A 15,926-nucleotide genomic window follows, 5' to 3' on the forward strand; every position below is an offset into this window, starting at 1 on the left:
TAACGGAAGGAATGGGGACGAGGCGGTTTATGGAGGTACTTTGTGCGTGCATCAACGGCGTGAAGATGTGCTAGACGAGGGAACGAGAGTTGAATTGCTCATATCCGTTATCAGATAATGCTTCATGCCTGAGGAACTCTCCACCGACGAACTCGCCCGCAAAGTCACCCAGGCCCTGCACGAGTTGGAGCTCGACACTTTGATTTCCGCCCTCCACGAACGTGACCGCCTCCCCGGCCGAGCCCCCCAGCTGATCAGCAACCTGCGTCCCATCTTTGAAGCCGCCCGCCGCGACCACGTGTCGCTGCTGCGGCCACCGGCGGACTTCCAGCCCTGGCTTCAACGGGTCATCCTCACCAACATCGACGGCACCGAGGCTAAAGGCAACACGCGCATCAGCCGGGTCACCGCCCTCCGCGCCCTCTACCGCGCCCTGCGAAAGCTGGAATTGCTACACGGTGACCCCCTGGTGGACTTCCAACTCCCCTCGGTTGAACTCCGGAGCGACCCGCTGCCGCCCAAAGCGGCCATCGAAAAGCTGCTCAAGGCTGCCAAAAGCGATCCCAACCTCTTCGCTGCCCTGCTGTTGGTCTGGCACCATGCGCTGCCCATGACCACCCTGCTGCGTCTGAAGTGGAGTGCCTTCAATCCAGAGAAGCGGACCCTCCTGCGCGACGACGTGGTCACGCCGCTCACCGCCCAGGCTGCCGCTGCCCTGGAGCGGCTGCTCCACCAGGCTGGGTATGACCCTCTCTATCCAGAGACGTTGGCCGGCACCCAGAGCAAACGAATGTTCCCCTATGACACGCTCGATGCCCTGCGGCTGCGGGTGCTTCAGACCTGCACCAAGGCGAACCTGAAATTCATTCCGCCGGGCCTAATTAAAAAGTGCGCACTGCGTGACCATGCACGCAGCGCAGCACATTTAGGCTACCGAGTGAACAAGCATTACAAGAAAGTGATAGCGCTGGCGCAAGGCATAAGCGTCAACGACGCCAAGTAAAGCCAGCCCACCAGTCCATTATCCGCTCTCCGTGAGTGATACGAATAATATGGCCCAGAAAGAACAACGGGAAGACTTTTAACCACCAAGGGGCCGTAAGCAGCAAAAGAATCAAGCCAAAAATGCCAATCTTAAGCATGAAGACCTGTCGAGACTTCACTAAACGAGGAAGGTTAAAGCCGTAAGGATCGCTCGACCATCCGGAATACATCGTTGGGGACATGCTGACCAAGACCAGCAGGGCGGCAAACCAAGCCAAGTATCCATGGATTACATCGTTGACGGCCAACGAGGTCACCACGAGAATATTCAATGTGTAGTAGGCACGGGCACCTAAACTAATGAGAGAGTATCTGTGCCTCTCGCTCAGATCGGGCCAACGACGGAGTTCCCAAATGGTGTGCAGTAGGATGCCCACACCATATTGGAATGGTGTTTGCTCCCCCCTTTCCAATATGAGCTCATCAACTTCGTTATCCCAATTTTGTCGCAAGCTCTTTGCGAAGTCGGGATCGCTGAGTATAGTCGACAAGTATAAAGTAGAAGTAGCCCGTTTCATATCAGTTTTCCTCTCAGAGCAGGCGATGTCAGGGCCTGCAAATTGGTTTGGTAGCCAGTAATTCCAGTTTCTGTGAGGCGAAAATATTTGCGAGCTGGGCGTCCAGCACTGACTGGATCAATATCCTCCCAGCGAGCCACGACCCATCCCATCCGTTCCAAGCGGGCCAAAGAGGTGTAAAGGGCCGCGGTGCTCAGGCCCGACTTACGACCGAGTGCCAGCCCGTAGTGCTCAGCCTCCAGATCGTCATACAGGTGGCGCACCAACTTCATGTCGTTCAGTGTTGCCCGCTCAGTACCCATACTCCATATCTTATATAGGGGTGTCCTGTGCGTCAAGGTGAGAGTGAGCTTCCTGCCGCACCCTCACCAAAATGACCGCTACGGACGCTGGGGCAACTGCGTTGTCATGAAAATGGACGGCGCCCAACGGTCACTGAGCAACGTGGCGCCTCCAGGCAACTCGCGCAGACTTTCCACATCCTGTGCGTAGGCGCCGACGATGACCTGGACCTCACGGGCCGCCAGTTCCACGATGGCGCGGGCATGGGCCTCCTGCACCGCATCGTCATACATCACCTGGGTTTCCACGATGGCCACCGTGCGGCGACCAGCGCGGGGTGACAAGGTGCGCAGCGCTGCCCCGAAATCGTCTGCTACCACGCGCCGAATGCCTTGGAGGCCTGGGCCCGGTGCTGCTCCTGCACCCGTCAGACCACCTGTCCATTCGAACGTGTGCACGTCGGCACCCTGTTCCAATGCGGTCCGCGCCACATCGCGCAGGCGCGGCCCCAGATAATCGTGGGAGGGGCCAATGATCACTGCATGGCCAGCAGGCCCTAAACGCTGATAGAGCGTGCGACCCACGCGGCCATGGTCATGGTTGAAATACAGGGTCAGTTTGTCGGGTGCGATGTCAGCCCCCCGAGCGATCAGGAAGGTGCCCGGCAAGCCGGCGCGCTCCTCATGCAGCCCACCAAGCCCCTCCACCATGTCATCAATGTCCCAGGCTGTCACCCGTTCTGGACTTAAGTCCAGCGCCGGGCGACCCAGTCGCGTGAGGGACAGAGGGCGGTGCTCATCGACAATCAGTCGGTCAAAACCAGAAAGCGGCAGAGGACAGTCCTGCCAGCGGGCTGGCAGGATCTGCCGCAAGGCCGTCTCAGCGTCCAGGCCAGGCTCACAACACAGCACGTCGTCAGGGATCAGCAGGGGATCAATCCGGTGGTGCAGCTCCGCCAACCGGGTCACGGCGGCCGCGCGGGCCTGAGACAGCGGGAGCACAGGGTGGTCAGGGGCAGCCCGCAGAGCCGCCCAGCGATAAACGCCGTGTGCAGCAGCAATGGCTTCCAGAGCGTGGCTGCGGGTGAGCGCTGGAGACTGTAGATGCAGGCAGGCGTGGAGTCGCGTCGCGCGACGCTTGTGCAGTGCGAGTATGTTCATAGACCGTCCTCAGGCGACGGGCGGTGCTCCCCGGTTCCACCACCCCTCAGCTGAGAGCGGGCGATTGTATGAGCTGTACCTCATGGCCTTCACCGGGCGTCGGGGAGGGTGGGTGACCACGGACCGGCCGTCAGCATAGGACCACTGCTCCAGCAAGGTCAAGGGGAGCGCATCCCCTCCTTGACCCCCCAACCTGAATTTGAAGGGCCTTCCTGGGCCTCCTGTGCGGTCGTCAGTTTTACGCAACTTGAGCGCGTTTTACGCAATTGCTTCTTTGAAGGCCTCTTCGCTCCAGATTGACTGAAACCCGTAAGCCCTGATAGCAACGGATAAAGTCTCACCATCTGGTCCCATCACTCCTAATGAATAAAATTAATATTTTACGTAATACGAAACTGATTGTGATATTCTGCCAATAGAGAAGGAGGTGATCGCCCATGAAGGAACAGACCGAACTGATGCTCAACGCGATGGCCGAGATGTTGGAGCGCTGCGGCCATTCCCCCGATGAAGCCCGTCTGATCGCCGCCGAGATGCTCCGCCGCCAGGCTGACGTTGTGGCCGGCTGCTCCTGGGGTGGCGTCCACGCCGAGTTCCTGGCGCAGCTGTGGGCGCAGGCCACCCACGGCGGCAACAAACGCCGACTGCTGCTGGAGGTCACGGCGGAAGGCGACACCTCCGACGAGTACCACGGGCGCATCCGCGTTGAAGTCAAAGAAGCTCAGACCTGGGCGGACTTCGAGCGCGAGCAGCGCGAAGTCCGCGACCGGGCGGTGAACTGAGATGCCGGTGCTCCAGCAAGACGACCTCACCCTGTCCTATGGCTGGGACGCCCCACTTGGCTACTATTTCCTCATCGTGGAGCAGGAAGGCAAGCTGGTGTACAGCAACCTCGATGATCCGCAGGCTCTGGCCGGCCCCTACGGCGGCGGGCTGACCCTAATGCACCTCCAAGCCAAGCTTCAGGGGTTCGGTGTCGTTCTGGATCTTCCCGAGCTGGATGCTCTCGCCGGCCACACGCCCGCCTCTTCCCCCCGTGCGCCGGCGCTGACTCAGTTGCTCGACGCCTTGAACCGACCCGCCCCCGAGGCGACCGACCCGGAGCCCACATGACCCGTACCGCAGACACCTGGCACGCGCTGCCCCAAGTCACCCGCCACTTGGCCCACAGTATTGCCTCCCTGACAGACCAGCTGTCCCGCGCGCCCAGCGCGGAGGAACTCAGCGAGACCCTGTCCGATCCCCCCGACCTGCCCACGACGATGGTCCATCTTCAGTCCCTCATGGACGGGCACTTCGTGCAGCACAGTTGCGGCAGCTACCAGGTGCATCCGGAGACGCTGCGCCTCCTCGCCAGCGAACCGTGGCCGTCGCCGCCTCTCCCCGTGCTGAAAAACAACCGGCCACATGAGGGGCACTCCACCGAGCTGGTGCCGTGGTGGTATGGCGATACAGTCCGCATTATTCAAGACACCGATGACTTCCAGGTGCTCGGGGCGGTTGCCGGCGACATCGTAGTCCTCAGAACCGTACAGGACGGAGCGGAGGGCTGCTTCACCCAGGCGTTCCACTATCCGGAGGGCGGCTCAACCCTCAAGCCCTGGACGGCCGACCGCACCAACTTCGATCTGGTGGTTCTGATCGTGGCGCACCTTCGGCCGCTCCACACGGCACCCTGACCCAGTCTGATGGCCGAGCCTCTGAACGACCGACAACGCCAGTACCTGCTGGCCGCGCTGGAGGTGGACCAGCATCAGGAGCGCTGGCACAAATTGGCCTTCGGGCGCGGCGACTTTGACGAGTCCCGCCGACCGGCGAGCGACTGGCGGGCCCTGCCGTTCGGGGTGCTGCACGGGTTGGGCGGCCCCATCCCGACCATGCTCAGAACCGAGTGCCAAGGCGCCGACGAGGGCAGCGGGTCCACCTGGTCTGCCCTGGCCCGGCGCGGCCTGCTGACCGTGCAGCACCGGCCGACCTACCGCCACCCCGATCAGCCCTTGCCCCACATCACCCTGACCGCTGCAGGCCGGAAGCACGCCCGCGAGTTGAAGGGCGAGAAGCCCGCGCCCAAGCCCAAAGGCGCGCTGTCACGGGCGACGTGGAAGGCCCTGGCCGCTGGCTATCGGGCGGGGGACCAGGGCCTCTGGGACGAGCGAGGCGGCAGCTGGTACGGCGGGGTCAGCTGGGACATGTGGCTGCTGCTACTGCGCTTCCGAGGGTCGCGCCCCCGGTGGTTTGAGGAGGTCTCGCGGCTCTTGACCGAGGAGGAACGGCGGAGCGCGCTAGTCCTGGGCCACCGGCTGCACGGCGTCCAGATCACCGAGGAGGGCCGCTGGAAATACGAGCAGGCGTGGGCCGTCAACCACCAACTGCACCCGGACATTGAGGCCCCCAACCCGAACGCTTCTGTACCATCAGCAAAAGGGGGAAATGCCGCTGAGTCTGTTTGATGCTTTACCCGCCTTTGAGGGTTACCTGCTGCACGAGGAGGCCCTGAGCCCGGCCACCGTGCGGCAGTACCGCGCGGATACGGAAAAGCTCGCCAACTGGCTCCTGACCGAGTACGAGCACCTGACCGGGTGGGAGCAGATCGGGGCACGCGAACTGCGGGTCTACATGCAGCAGGGCCGCCCCGCCCCAGCGCGGGCCCGGCGACTGGTCAGCAGCTGGAAGAAACTGTGGCGTTACCTGGAAGACGTGGAGAAGCTGGCGATGCAGCGCGGGCCAGCGGAACTCAAGAGTCCCAAGCTCCCATCGAAGTTGCCACAGCCGCTCAGCCAAGAGGAATTGTCTCGCCTCCTGAACGCCGCCCGCGAGAACGCCAACGACGACAAGGGCCTGAGAGACTGGGCGATCCTGGCCTTTCTGTACGGCACCGGCCTGCGAATCAGCGAGGCCCTGAACCTGAAGCTGAGCGACGTGGAGCACCAGGGCGGCGACCCCCTGCCGACGGCGGTGCGGGTGGTGGCCAAGGGGAACGAGGAGCGGCTGATTCCCCTCAGTGCCACGGCGCAGCGGGCGCTCTACCAGTGGCTCCGGGTGCGGAAGATTCAGGCCAGAGGGCATAGTCCGCTGGTATTTGTGCATCTATCGAATGGCAAAGCGATTCCGGTTCGCACGGTGCAGGCGATGATGCACCGGGTGGCGGTGCGGGCGAATGTGCCGGCGGCGCGGGCCACCCCTCACAAGCTGCGCCACACCTTCGCCACGAATCTGGTGAATGTGGGCCGCTCCCTGGAGGAAGTGCAGGAAGCCCTGGGCCACAAGAACAGCAACGTCACGCGCCGGTACGCCAAACTGAACCGTTCTCGATTGAAGGCGGCCGCTGACGCTTTGCCAGATGTGGATTGATAGCCCTCTGGAAGGAAAACGCTCTGACCCTCTCGTTCAGACGACGTTGACACTCAACATAGATCCTTCGACCCTCTCCAGTACAGTTGAGGTACAAAATGGAACTCAAGGAATACACTTTTGAATTGCACGAGAGAACCACGCAGATTATTTACGGTCTTGCACTGACATGCGACGTAAGCCCTTCTCGCGCACTTGAAATGCTCTTGCTTGCCAACAACAACAGGCGATCAAAGGAAGAATGGGAGGTTTGGCGTCGCATCGCAGAAGCTGCGCCTCAAGCAGCACAATACGAAGAGGAGAAGGGCGGTGAAGATTTGGACTATGGGGAGGAGGCGGCCATTGCTGATCTTCCGATTGAAGATTTCACGATGGCTTTTGAAACAACGATTGTGTGGCCTTGGCCCCGTGCGGCGGGCGACACCATTACCGTTCTTGACGCCACTTCCGAAATCATGCTGGAGTCGTAAAGCGCGTCATTCCTGTCTGTGAACGGCTGCTTGTCATTTGAGAGGCGTAAATCTCCCGATCAGTCGGGCATCTAAGTCAAAAGGAAGCCCGCAATGACCAGGGCCCAAAGCCGCTGACGCAGCTGGTGGCCACCGAAGTCCTGAGCCTGGCGGCCGAGCTGAGAGCCGTTCATGGCTAAGCACGCGCAGGCCTTCACGCTGGTCGGGATTCAAGACACAAGGGCCCTCCGCTGACCTCAACGCTTGACGCGGAACCTGCCCAGCGCCACGCTGAAGGCATGACTGTTCGAGGCGCCGCCCCATACCCCACCGCCTCTGTGCACAACCAGCAGACCTTCGAGACCTGCATCGCCACCACCCTGCGCGTCCTGGCCTGCATCGAGTTCAACCCCGTCGTCGGGGAAGCGCCCCTGAACCAGGCACTGCTGCTGGCCACCGCCGACCAGATCGAGCGCCATGCCCAGGATTTGGCCGTCCTGGCGGGCTTTCCCCACACCGACGTGGTGGGCTACGGTCAAGACTGGTATGCGGAAGTCAGTCGTGCGCGCAAGGCCCCGCTGCAAGCCGCTTACCATGCCCTGCACTCGGCGGCCTGGCTGGGCCTGGAGCAGGGCGCCACCACGGCGGGGATGCTGGCGGGCGTGGCGGCCGCCGTGCGCGACCTCGCCGGTCCGGTGGGCCGCGTGACCCATTAGGTGGCGGCCACGTCCGCCCTTGATCCTCTGGTGTTCGGGTCCGACCCGACGCCCGGTATCGTGTCGGTCCATGCCGACCTGTCTGGGCGTGCGCTGATTTGGCGCCGAGACGGTTCCCAGGTTCGGCTGGAGCGCGCGCGGTTCCGCCCCTGGCTGTATGCCCGCGATCTGGCCGACATCGAGCATCTGGGAAAGAGACTGACAGACGATGATCAAGCCGCCTTCAGTGCACGGGAGGTGCCTGGCCCGGAAGGCAGCCTGCGGTACCTCCTCAGTGCTCAGGATGGCCGAGCATTGCGACAAGCGGTGCTGAACGGGGCGCAGCGGCGTTTGGGACGGCGGGTGACCAGCCTGCACGATCTCTCTGGCTATTACACGGTGGGCGCGACCGAGCAGTACCTGATGGCCTCCGGGCGCACCTCCTTCAAGGGCCTGACCTTTGACGATGTGCACAGGCTGCAATTCGATTTGGAGACGACCAGTCTCACACCAGAGACGGGCCGCATCTTCATGGTGGCGGTGCGCGACAACCGAGGCTTTGAACAGGTGCTTGAGGCCGCGCGGCCAGAGGACGAGCCAGGGTTGATTCAGACGCTCATGGCCGTCATCACCACCCGCGACCCGGACGTCATCGAGAACCACAACCTCATGCGATTCGACCTGCCTTACCTGCTGGGGCGGGCCGCAGTTCATGGGCTGACGCTCAACTTCAGCCGGCCTGGTGGTCCAGCAGGGCTCTGGCAAGTCCAAGACGGCCGCTCTTCGCCGCACTGGGCCTGCGTGGGGCGGGAAATCGTGGACACCCTGGACGCCGTGCGCCGACTTGATCTGCCCTCCATGGGCCTGAAGGCCGTGGCCCAGCATCTGGGGATTGCGCCACCTGACCGTGTGTACCTCGAAGGTGCGCAGATTGCACAGACCTATGAGGCCGATCCTGACCTCGTGCGGCGCTACGCCTTGCAGGATGTAGAAGAAGTCGACGCCCTGGCCCGCCGAGTCCTGGCGCCCTCGTTCGCCTTGGCCCAGATGGCCCCGCGCCCCTACCACCGCTTGCCGTACGCCGGCACCGCGACTGGGATGCTCGAACCCATGCTGGTCCGGGCGTATCTCCAAGCCGGGCACGCCCTCCCGGGGTCGCCCGAACGGACCTCCACGCCTCATCAGGGCGGCTCGGTGCAGCTCTTTGCGGAAGGGGTGCTCACGAACGTCGTCAAGGCCGACGTCGCCAGCATGTACCCCAGCATCATTCGCCAGGACCGCATCGGGTCGGCCGCCGATCCACTCGGCGTGTTCCTCCACCTGATGGACCATTTGACGGCGCTGCGCCTGCATCACAAAGGGGCGGCGAAACGGGGTGACCCTGGTGAACACGACGCGATCCAGAGCGCTATGAAGCTCGTGGTGAACTCTGGTTACGGGTACTTGGGCGCCGGGCGCCTAGCCCTGTTTGGCGATCAGGCCGCGGCCGACCAGATCACCGCCCGGGGCCGCCAGCTGCTGGCCGAAGTGGTGCAGGCCTTGCGGAAACGGGGCGTCACCCTGATCGAGGCCGACACGGACGGCGTGTTCTTTGCCACCCCAGGGCCCTGGACGGAGTCGCAAGCGCGACACCTGATTGCCGAAGTGGACACCCTGTTGCCCGAAGGCATCTCGCTGGAATTTGACGGCCGCGCACAGGCGATGCTCAGCCACGAGATCAAGAACTACGTTCTGCTGCGCCACAACGGCCGACTTGAACTGCGTGGCGCCTCGTTCGAGTCCAGCCGCACGGAGGCGTATGGCCGGGCGTTCTTGTGGGCCGCGCTGCGGTGTCTTCTCTCCGGCGACGTGCCTGGCGTGCGGCAGGCTTACCTGGAGGCCCTGCACGCGTTAGAAGCACGCACCTGCACCAATGCCGATGTGGCGAGTCGGGTGCGCCTGACCAAAACGCCCGAGCAGTACGTGAGCACGCGGGTGACGCGTAAAGAAGCGGCCTACGAAGCGATGGTCGGGCGGAGCTGGCAAGCCGGCGAACGGGTGACGCTGTACCACCGCCAGGGACGGGGTCTCTCGCCGCTGGACGATCCAGACGCCCGTGACTACGATGTGCGGCACTATGCGGGCGCGCTGGTCAGCGCCTACGCGACGCGGCTACGCAAGGGCCTGAGCCCAGAGGACTTTCGGCAAGTGTTCGACCACGCCGCCCAACCTGGGCTCTTTGACCGGCCCTTTGAAGACATGCAGCCCCGCTGGGCTCAGCTCTCGCCCCCTGAGCGCGTCGAGTGAGCCTGGCGGGTCGCTGAGCAGCCAATCTGACCATCTGGCGTAGTGCGGTGCCCCGCCACCTGGCCGATGCCCCAGCGCATGGCCTCCCATAGACTGCCAGGCATGAACACGACCTGCCCCCTCCATCCCCATCTCGCGCCGCATCCTGCGGGCCGCGTGGAGGATCTGGACCGGCTGCGCGTGTGCCCCCCAGAGCGCGGCGACCATCCAGGTCCAGCCCGAGATCCGCGAGAACCGCTGCTCTGAGCCTGCCCCTGTGCGGCTCTGGCTGCCCTAACCATCAGTTCTGGCAACGTCTGGTTGCCACCCCTTGGCCTCATGGTGGAGTGGTTCAACACGTCTGACTTTCACTCAGAAGAGCGCCGGTTCGAATCCGGCTGAGGTCACCACACGGTTCCGTAGCGCAGTGGAAGCGCACCCGGTTGTCAGCCGGACGGTCGCGGGTTCGAATCCCGTCGGGACCGCCAACTTTCTCGAAACGTGGCGCAACTGGTAGACGCGCATGATTAAGGATCATGTCGTTGAGGGTTCGAGTCCCTCCGTTTCGACCAAAGGAAAGGCTGAGCCTTTCCGTGTATGGTGGTCATCGTCCAGCGGCAGGACGCCTGATCGTGTCTCACGAGTCTGGTTGATCACCCTAAGCATCGGGAAGTAGCGCAGGCCGGTAGCGCACCTGGTTTGGGACCAGGGGGTCGCAGGTTCGAATCCTGTCTTCCCGACCATCAGATGCAAGAAGCGCGTCCCTGTAGGGCGCGCTTCTCTTAATCTGCCGCCTGCGCTTCGCCATCCGGCCGCAGCGGCAGTTCGGCCAGCCGGTCCACTCGCAGCGTCACCGCCCGCCCCTGCCGCGTCACGGGCCCCTGCACAATCAGCGCCCGCGCGTCCCGCAACAGGACGCGGTGGACTTCCCAGAGATCAGGGCTGATCACCGCCTGGAGCCGCCCAGTCGCATCTTCGAGCACGTAGAAGGCAAAGCCCTTCGCGGTCGGCGGCCGCTGCCTCGCCACGATCAGCCCCGCAGCCCAGCTGGTCGCCCCCTGTTTCAGCCCCGCCAAGGCCTCACAGCCCAGGTCGCGCAGCCTCGCCCGGTGCGCGTCTAGTGGATGCCGTCCCGTTTCGCTCAGCCCTTTGGTCTCCAGGTCCAGCGCTGCCAGGGCCTCAGGCGACAGGTCCGGCAGCGCCGGCGGCTCCAGCGCAGGGGTCAGCAGCGCGCGTGTCCCTGGCGGCCGGGCCTGCATCAGAGTGGTCAGCTCATAGAAAGCCTGCCGACGAGTGCGGTCCAGGCCGTCGAAGGCGCCCGCGCGCACCAACCGGTCAAAGCGGTCCTGGGGCAGTGCCAGCCGGTCATAAGCATCGGCCACCCCTTGAAACTTGCCCGTCATCAGCCGTTCCTGCACGATCTGACGCGCGGCGTCCTCACTGATCCCCTCCACGGCGCGCAGAGGCACACGGACAACTTGCGCCGTTTCGGCCCGGTAGGCCAGCCCCGACCGGTTCAGGCACACAGGAGCCAGCCGCACGCCACGCCGCCGAGCTTCCTGCGCCGCAGTGTGGGCCGGCCACAGGCCCGGGGCCTCACTGAGAAAGCCCGCGAAGTATGCCGCCGGATGGTGACGCCGCATCCAGGCGCTCGCGTAACTGTGCGCGGCAAACGCCCAGGCGTGGGACTCGGCGAACCCATAGCCCCGGAAGGCCGCGCACTGGTCAAACACGGCCTCCGCTTCCCAGGGAAACGCGCCGCACGTCTGGGCCGCGCCGCTCACGAAGGTCTGCTTCAGTGCCGCCCGCTCGGCCTCATCTTCAACCCGGCTCAGCGCCGAGCGGAACCGGTCGGCCGCCGGCCAGTCGAGCCCTGCGTACTGCACCGCCAGCCGCAGAATCTGCTCCTGAAACAGGAGGGTGCCGTGGGTCGGAGCCAGGATGGCGGCCAGAGGTTCAGGCAACTCGGGGACAGGTTCCTCTCCCCTGGCCCGGCGCACATAGGGATGCACCGTCCCGCTCTGAATCGGCCCTGGGCGGATCAGGGCGATCTGGTGGGCCAGATGCGTCATGGTCCTGGGCTGCAAGCGCGCGGCCAGCTGGGTCTGGGCTGGACTTTCAATCTGAAACAGGCCCAGGGTGTCGCCCGTACCGATCTCTCGCCACACGGCCAGGTCATCGGGCAGCTCGCCGTACGGCACCCACTGCCCGGTCAGCCGCAGGACCTCTTCCCGCGCCCGCTCCAGTGCCGACAGCATCCGCAGGCCCAGCAGGTCCAGCTTGATTAGCCCCAGCGCCTCGACATCATCCTTGTCAAAGGTCAGCATCCGGATGCCGCCGCTGGACCGCGTCAGGGGGCTGTATGTGGTCAAATCCTCACCGCTGAGCACGACCCCCCCACTGTGCGGCGCAAGGTGCCGCACGAAGCCTGGCTCGATCCGCTCCAGCAGGCCCAGCAGGGCTTCTTTCACCGGGGCCTCGCCCAGCACTTCGCCGAAGACGGCCGCCGCGTCCCGGACACGGTGAGGCCGCAGGTGCCCAAAATCTCGGCCCAGCGCTCGGCTCAGACGGTCTCGCAGCTCCGGCGGCAAGCCCAGGGCGCGTCCGAGATCCTGAAGGGCACTCTTCAGGCGGTAGGTCATGCGGTTGGCCACCATGGCCTCGCCCGCGCCCGTCAAGCCCCAGCGCGCTTCAACCCAGGCCAGCACCTGGTCGCGGCGACTGGAGGCAATATCGATGTCCACGTCCGGCATGCTGGTCCGGCCGGTGTGCAGAAAACGTTCAAACAGCAGGTCATGCCGAAGAGGGTCTGACAGCGTAATGCCCAGCAGGTAACACAAGACGCTGCCCGCTGCACTGCCCCGGCCCGCCGCCAGAATCCCATGCTGCCGGCAGTAATCGGTGACTTCGGCGGCCGTCAGGAAAAACCCGGCCAGGTCCAGTTCAGCCACCGTGCTCAGCTCGGCCGTCAACCGGGTCAGCGCGGCGGCCTGTTGACTGCCGGGGTACTGGGCAGCCACGGCGGCCCTGGCCCGGTCCTCCAGAGCCCCCTGTGCGGTTTGGAAGGGGCGCAGTCTGGGCACGGGGCTGTGCAGCCGTTCCGGCAAGAGGGGCCAGGTGCAGGCCTGCGCGAGGCGCGCCGCGTTCAGCGCCCCATCGGGAAAGGGCAGGAGGCCACCCCAATGGGCTGGGGTCTCCACGCTCAGGGCGTCATTGCGGGGCCGCTCAGGGTGGGGCGTGTGCACATCAATGCCCAGCCGGGCACAGGTCAGGGCGTCCAGCAGCGGGTAATCGGCCCGGTGGGCCAAGCGCACCTCCGGGGCGGCCACCACCGGCAGGTCGAGGTCTCGCGCCAGCCCGCGCAAAGAAGCCAGTCGGCGGCGTTCCTGGGGGGCCTCGCCGTGGTACAGCTGCACGTAGAGCTGAAATGGAAAGATCTGGCGCAGTTGGCGCAGGTACAGCGCCGCCCGCGCCAGATCACGCTGTTCACCCAGCACCGTAGGAAAGCCCTCGCGGCCCCCAGTCAGGCAGACCAGGTGCTCCTGGGCCTGCCCCCCGACTTCTCGGAGGAGGTTCAGCGGCACGCCCTCAGGGTGTTGAAGGTTCACAGCCGTGATCAGCTCGCACAGGGTGGCGTAGCCGGTTCTGGACTGGGCCAGCAGCACCAGAGGGAAGACCTGAACCGGGGTAGATGAGCGGGGTGGGCTGGGAAATTGCACCGGCAGGGTCACCCCGATGATGGGCGTCAGACCAGCCGCGCGCGCGGCGGTACTCAGCTCAACGGCTCCAGCGACACTGCACCAGTCCACGAGACCAACCCCCGTGAACCCCGCCGCATGGGCCACCTGCACCAGGCGCCGCGGCGAGACGGTGGACCGCCCCTCACTGAAGAAGCTTTGCGTGGTCAGCAGCACAGAGAGTGGGGGCATGGGTCAGTCCTGCAGCCGGGCCAGCCACCAGCGGCCAGGTGACGCGGCCTCCTGATGCAGTTCCAGAGTGAGAGTCCCTGCTTGCACGAGAAAGCAGGCGCGCGGCTGCTCACCCAGCCACCAACGGCCACCGGCCCGCCAGCGGTCGAGAACAGCCTGTACGCGGTAGGGCCGCCCCTGCCAGGTCAGCTGCACTGGCATCCCAGTCTCACTGCTCACCACGGTCACCTCCTGCTGAACTGCTTTCATGGCGACACCCCGTCGAAAAAGGCCAAGACCTGTGCAACCGCCTGCTGGCGGCGCTGCGCGGGATGGGCCGGCCAGACCAGCCGGGGGGTGAGGGCGGTGACCCTCACCTCGCCGGTGTGCCAGTCAATCCATTCGTACTGCTGGTCTGCGGTGTAGGCCCAGGGGTCCAGCCAACGGACTCGCACCAAGGCGTCAGGGAAGCGCGAGAGCACGGTTTTGGTCACCTCCAGTTCAGCGAGCCCAGCCCACAGACCGACCATCCGACCAGGCGTTGCCAAGCCGCCCAGCTGGACAGTCAGGCGGTCGATGCCCAGTGGCAGGGCGCGGGCATCGGCTAGAGCCAGCCCAGCCACCCGCACGAGGGCCGCCTCATCCAGAGGCCATTTCAGGGGTCGGGTCGCCTGCAGGGTGCCGCCAATGGTCTCGGCCTGCACGGTCAGGGTAGCCGCGAGGCGGCCGCGCAACTCGACCACCAGTCCCGGCAGCAAGTCGCGGAGGGCCGCGCCGGCCTGAGCCGGTTCGGCCAGGGGCGCGTCAAACACCAGGCTGGCCGTCAAGAGCGGGCCGGGGTGATACCGCTCGACGCTGCGGGTGCGTTCGCCCCTGAGAAAGCGGTTGAGCCGTTTGCCGACATCCACGCCCAAGAACTGTTGTCGCTGGGCGGCGCTCCAGTCCATCAGCCCACCCAGATCGCGTACCCCCAAAAATTGCAGGCGTTCAGCCGCTCCGGGCGGCACACTGAGCGCGCCCAGATGGGCCAGCGGCGCCAGCATCAGGAACGCCTGCTCCGCACTGGTGCTGACTTCATGCACTTCGCCGGGAACCGCTCGCAGCGCGGCCAGGTGCGCCAGTTCACGGCTGGCTGCCAGGCCCACGGGCGCATGCAGCGCGGCCGCCAGGTCACGCGCCGCTGGAGCCGACAGGACCAGAAAGGCCGTGCCCAGGGTCTGCCCCTCAACCCGGTCGCTGTACCGCGCGTAGAGCTGATCCAGCACCTCAGCCCACGCCGCGCGTGCTTCGGCGGCGGGGACGAGGGTGGTGTGCAGGTCTGGACAGCGACTGAGTGCAGCCCCCTCGCGCATCCCGAGATGTATGCCAGCGCCCTGAGCCAGGGGACACGCTTGGATCACCCGTCTGGTGTCACCCAGCAGGGCGACCGGCACGCCGGGATGTTGCCGCTGCACCTGCACCAGTGGCCAGGGGGACAGCAGGACGCAGGCGATGAGACTCGGCGCGCGTCCAGGCGGCATCGTCAGCCTCGGCCCTTGGCTGGCAGGCTCGCTCGGCCAGGCACCATGCCCAGGCGCCCCACCATCCGGCCCTGCACCTGAATGTCGGCCGCCGAATAGCTCTGACGGGGATGCTCTGGATTCTCACTGAGGAGGACCACTTCATCATGCAAGTGGTACAGGCGCTTGAGGGTCGCCGCATTGTCACCCGGCACCAGCACGACCGCCACTTCCCCATCGGTGACGGTGGTGGCCGGACGCACGAGTACCCAGTCCCCGTTCATGACCCCGATGCCGATCATGGAGTCGCCGCGCACTTCCAGGAGGAAGTCCCCCTCGCGCACACCCAGAAGCGCGTCCAGGCTGGGGGTGGTGTGGTCGGGTTCCTGTTCAGCCAGAATCGGTCGCCCGGCGGCAATCTGGCCGTAGATCGGAATACCCAGGCCCAGACTGACCTTGGCCCGTTCGGTCAGGACCAGTGAGGCAAAGCGGCTGTCGGGTGGTTCAAGGTAGCCCAGATTCCGCAGGATCTTCACTTGCAGGCGCACAGCTTCATGGCTGAGGTGAACTTTCTGGGCCACGGCGCGCAGGGTAGCGCCGGCCCCGAGGGTGAGGGCGGCACTGAGAATGCGGGTCCGGGTAGGGGTGAGGTCTGGGGGCATGGGCTCCTCGGTGCTCTTGGCTCTTGGGACGCTCCAAGAGTGTGCCTTAGATTGCGCTGTAGGCTTGGAATGTGTCAAGATTCCTGGGAGGTG

17 protein-coding genes and 4 tRNA genes are annotated in these 15,926 nt (G+C 64.9%); 14 read left to right on the forward strand and 7 right to left on the reverse strand.

What is annotated here, in order from left to right:
* The first annotated feature begins 124 nt into the window (after positions 1–124).
* On the forward strand, positions 125–1,003 hold the full coding sequence (locus tag K7W42_RS14940; RefSeq protein WP_157459550.1) for a site-specific integrase: 879 nt from the start codon (positions 125–127) through the stop codon (positions 1,001–1,003).
* Here the strand turns inward: K7W42_RS14940 and K7W42_RS14945 are convergent.
* The 3 genes from K7W42_RS14945 to K7W42_RS14955 form a co-directional block, all read right to left on the reverse strand.
* Positions 987–1,535 (reverse strand): hypothetical protein, encoded by a 549-nt coding sequence (locus K7W42_RS14945; RefSeq protein WP_157459549.1) that lies wholly within the window; start codon positions 1,533–1,535, stop codon positions 987–989. The two genes, K7W42_RS14940 and K7W42_RS14945, sit on opposite strands and share 17 nt — an antisense overlap.
* A 23-nt stretch (positions 1,536–1,558) precedes the next feature.
* Complete coding sequence (locus K7W42_RS14950) at positions 1,559–1,834, reverse strand: PadR family transcriptional regulator (protein WP_198170629.1); 276 nt, start codon at positions 1,832–1,834, stop codon at positions 1,559–1,561.
* A gap of 108 nt (positions 1,835–1,942) precedes the next feature.
* On the reverse strand, positions 1,943–3,004 hold the full coding sequence (locus K7W42_RS14955; protein WP_157459547.1) for a hypothetical protein: 1,062 nt from the start codon (positions 3,002–3,004) through the stop codon (positions 1,943–1,945).
* A 437-nt stretch (positions 3,005–3,441) separates the two neighbouring features.
* On the opposite strand from K7W42_RS14955, the gene K7W42_RS14960 reads away from it, so the two are divergent.
* The 13 genes from K7W42_RS14960 (at position 3,442) to K7W42_RS15020 (ending at position 10,507) form a co-directional block, all read left to right on the forward strand.
* Entirely contained in the window at positions 3,442–3,786 is a 345-nt protein-coding gene (locus tag K7W42_RS14960; protein WP_157459546.1) for a hypothetical protein, read from the forward strand.
* A gap of 1 nt (position 3,787) precedes the next feature.
* Entirely contained in the window at positions 3,788–4,117 is a 330-nt protein-coding gene (locus K7W42_RS14965; protein ID WP_157459545.1) for a hypothetical protein, read from the forward strand.
* Positions 4,114–4,683: a hypothetical protein gene (locus tag K7W42_RS14970; protein ID WP_157459544.1), complete on the forward strand. Its 570-nt coding sequence runs from the start codon at positions 4,114–4,116 to the stop codon at positions 4,681–4,683. The genes K7W42_RS14965 and K7W42_RS14970 overlap by 4 nt, the downstream gene beginning before the upstream one ends.
* Before the next feature lie 9 nt (positions 4,684–4,692).
* Positions 4,693–5,454, forward strand: coding sequence for a hypothetical protein (locus K7W42_RS14975; RefSeq protein WP_157459543.1), 762 nt, complete (start codon positions 4,693–4,695; stop codon positions 5,452–5,454).
* Positions 5,435–6,355, forward strand: coding sequence for a tyrosine-type recombinase/integrase (locus K7W42_RS14980; protein WP_157459542.1), 921 nt, complete (start codon positions 5,435–5,437; stop codon positions 6,353–6,355). Before K7W42_RS14975 ends, K7W42_RS14980 begins: the two co-directional genes overlap by 20 nt.
* 98 nt (positions 6,356–6,453) lie before the next feature.
* The gene (locus K7W42_RS14985) at positions 6,454–6,825 is read left to right on the forward strand and encodes a hypothetical protein (RefSeq protein ID WP_157459541.1); all 372 of its coding nucleotides are present in this window, start codon (positions 6,454–6,456) and stop codon (positions 6,823–6,825) included.
* 278 nt (positions 6,826–7,103) lie between these two features.
* Positions 7,104–7,520: a hypothetical protein gene (locus tag K7W42_RS14990; RefSeq protein ID WP_157459540.1), complete on the forward strand. Its 417-nt coding sequence runs from the start codon at positions 7,104–7,106 to the stop codon at positions 7,518–7,520.
* Positions 7,521–9,785 (forward strand): DNA polymerase domain-containing protein, encoded by a 2,265-nt coding sequence (locus tag K7W42_RS14995; protein WP_224575682.1) that lies wholly within the window; start codon positions 7,521–7,523, stop codon positions 9,783–9,785. It abuts the gene before it with no gap.
* A 102-nt stretch (positions 9,786–9,887) separates the two neighbouring features.
* Positions 9,888–10,031: a hypothetical protein gene (locus K7W42_RS15000; protein ID WP_157459539.1), complete on the forward strand. Its 144-nt coding sequence runs from the start codon at positions 9,888–9,890 to the stop codon at positions 10,029–10,031.
* Between the two features lie 66 nt (positions 10,032–10,097).
* Positions 10,098–10,174: transfer RNA gene (locus K7W42_RS15005), tRNA-Glu, on the forward strand.
* Between the two features lie 3 nt (positions 10,175–10,177).
* Positions 10,178–10,252 (forward strand) — tRNA-Asp (locus tag K7W42_RS15010).
* A gap of 7 nt (positions 10,253–10,259) precedes the next feature.
* Positions 10,260–10,336 (forward strand) — tRNA-Leu (locus K7W42_RS15015).
* Between the two features lie 94 nt (positions 10,337–10,430).
* Positions 10,431–10,507, forward strand: a tRNA-Pro gene (locus K7W42_RS15020).
* A 39-nt stretch (positions 10,508–10,546) separates the two neighbouring features.
* Here the strand turns inward: K7W42_RS15020 and dnaE are convergent.
* From dnaE to K7W42_RS15040, 4 genes are read right to left on the reverse strand one after another with little or no spacing between them, the layout of a single operon-like run.
* Positions 10,547–13,693 (reverse strand): DNA polymerase III subunit alpha, encoded by a 3,147-nt coding sequence (dnaE, locus tag K7W42_RS15025; protein ID WP_157459538.1) that lies wholly within the window; start codon positions 13,691–13,693, stop codon positions 10,547–10,549.
* Positions 13,694–13,696: 3 nt separating this feature from the next.
* Entirely contained in the window at positions 13,697–13,942 is a 246-nt protein-coding gene (locus K7W42_RS15030; protein WP_157459537.1) for a DUF6504 family protein, read from the reverse strand.
* On the reverse strand, positions 13,939–15,192 hold the full coding sequence (locus K7W42_RS15035; protein WP_157459536.1) for a Y-family DNA polymerase: 1,254 nt from the start codon (positions 15,190–15,192) through the stop codon (positions 13,939–13,941). The genes K7W42_RS15030 and K7W42_RS15035 overlap by 4 nt, the downstream gene beginning before the upstream one ends.
* Before the next feature lie 2 nt (positions 15,193–15,194).
* Positions 15,195–15,833 carry a LexA family protein gene (locus K7W42_RS15040; RefSeq protein ID WP_157459535.1) on the reverse strand — a complete coding sequence of 213 codons (639 nt, stop codon included), beginning with the start codon at positions 15,831–15,833 and terminating at the stop codon, positions 15,195–15,197.
* Positions 15,834–15,926 lie beyond the last annotated feature (93 nt).

It is taken from the genome of Deinococcus betulae, assembly GCF_020166395.1.
Classification (GTDB): domain Bacteria; phylum Deinococcota; class Deinococci; order Deinococcales; family Deinococcaceae; genus Deinococcus; species Deinococcus betulae.

What these genes read in the sequence shown, in the direction of transcription:
- K7W42_RS14940 (WP_157459550.1), top strand. Translation starts at nt 125, where the DNA reads ATGCCTGAGGAACTCTCCACCGACGAACTCGCCCGCAAAGTCACCCAG.
- K7W42_RS14950 (WP_198170629.1), bottom strand. Translation starts at nt 1,834, where the DNA reads ATGAAGTTGGTGCGCCACCTGTATGACGATCTGGAGGCTGAGCACTAC.
- K7W42_RS14955 (WP_157459547.1), bottom strand. Translation starts at nt 3,004, where the DNA reads ATGAACATACTCGCACTGCACAAGCGTCGCGCGACGCGACTCCACGCC.
- K7W42_RS14960 (WP_157459546.1), top strand. Translation starts at nt 3,442, where the DNA reads ATGAAGGAACAGACCGAACTGATGCTCAACGCGATGGCCGAGATGTTG.
- K7W42_RS14965 (WP_157459545.1), top strand. Translation starts at nt 3,788, where the DNA reads ATGCCGGTGCTCCAGCAAGACGACCTCACCCTGTCCTATGGCTGGGAC.
- K7W42_RS14970 (WP_157459544.1), top strand. Translation starts at nt 4,114, where the DNA reads ATGACCCGTACCGCAGACACCTGGCACGCGCTGCCCCAAGTCACCCGC.
- K7W42_RS14975 (WP_157459543.1), top strand. Translation starts at nt 4,693, where the DNA reads ATGGCCGAGCCTCTGAACGACCGACAACGCCAGTACCTGCTGGCCGCG.
- K7W42_RS14980 (WP_157459542.1), top strand. Translation starts at nt 5,435, where the DNA reads ATGCCGCTGAGTCTGTTTGATGCTTTACCCGCCTTTGAGGGTTACCTG.
- K7W42_RS14985 (WP_157459541.1), top strand. Translation starts at nt 6,454, where the DNA reads ATGGAACTCAAGGAATACACTTTTGAATTGCACGAGAGAACCACGCAG.
- K7W42_RS14990 (WP_157459540.1), top strand. Translation starts at nt 7,104, where the DNA reads ATGACTGTTCGAGGCGCCGCCCCATACCCCACCGCCTCTGTGCACAAC.
- K7W42_RS15000 (WP_157459539.1), top strand. Translation starts at nt 9,888, where the DNA reads ATGAACACGACCTGCCCCCTCCATCCCCATCTCGCGCCGCATCCTGCG.
- dnaE (WP_157459538.1), bottom strand. Translation starts at nt 13,693, where the DNA reads ATGCCCCCACTCTCTGTGCTGCTGACCACGCAAAGCTTCTTCAGTGAG.
- K7W42_RS15030 (WP_157459537.1), bottom strand. Translation starts at nt 13,942, where the DNA reads ATGAAAGCAGTTCAGCAGGAGGTGACCGTGGTGAGCAGTGAGACTGGG.
- K7W42_RS15035 (WP_157459536.1), bottom strand. Translation starts at nt 15,192, where the DNA reads ATGCCGCCTGGACGCGCGCCGAGTCTCATCGCCTGCGTCCTGCTGTCC.
- K7W42_RS15040 (WP_157459535.1), bottom strand. Translation starts at nt 15,833, where the DNA reads ATGCCCCCAGACCTCACCCCTACCCGGACCCGCATTCTCAGTGCCGCC.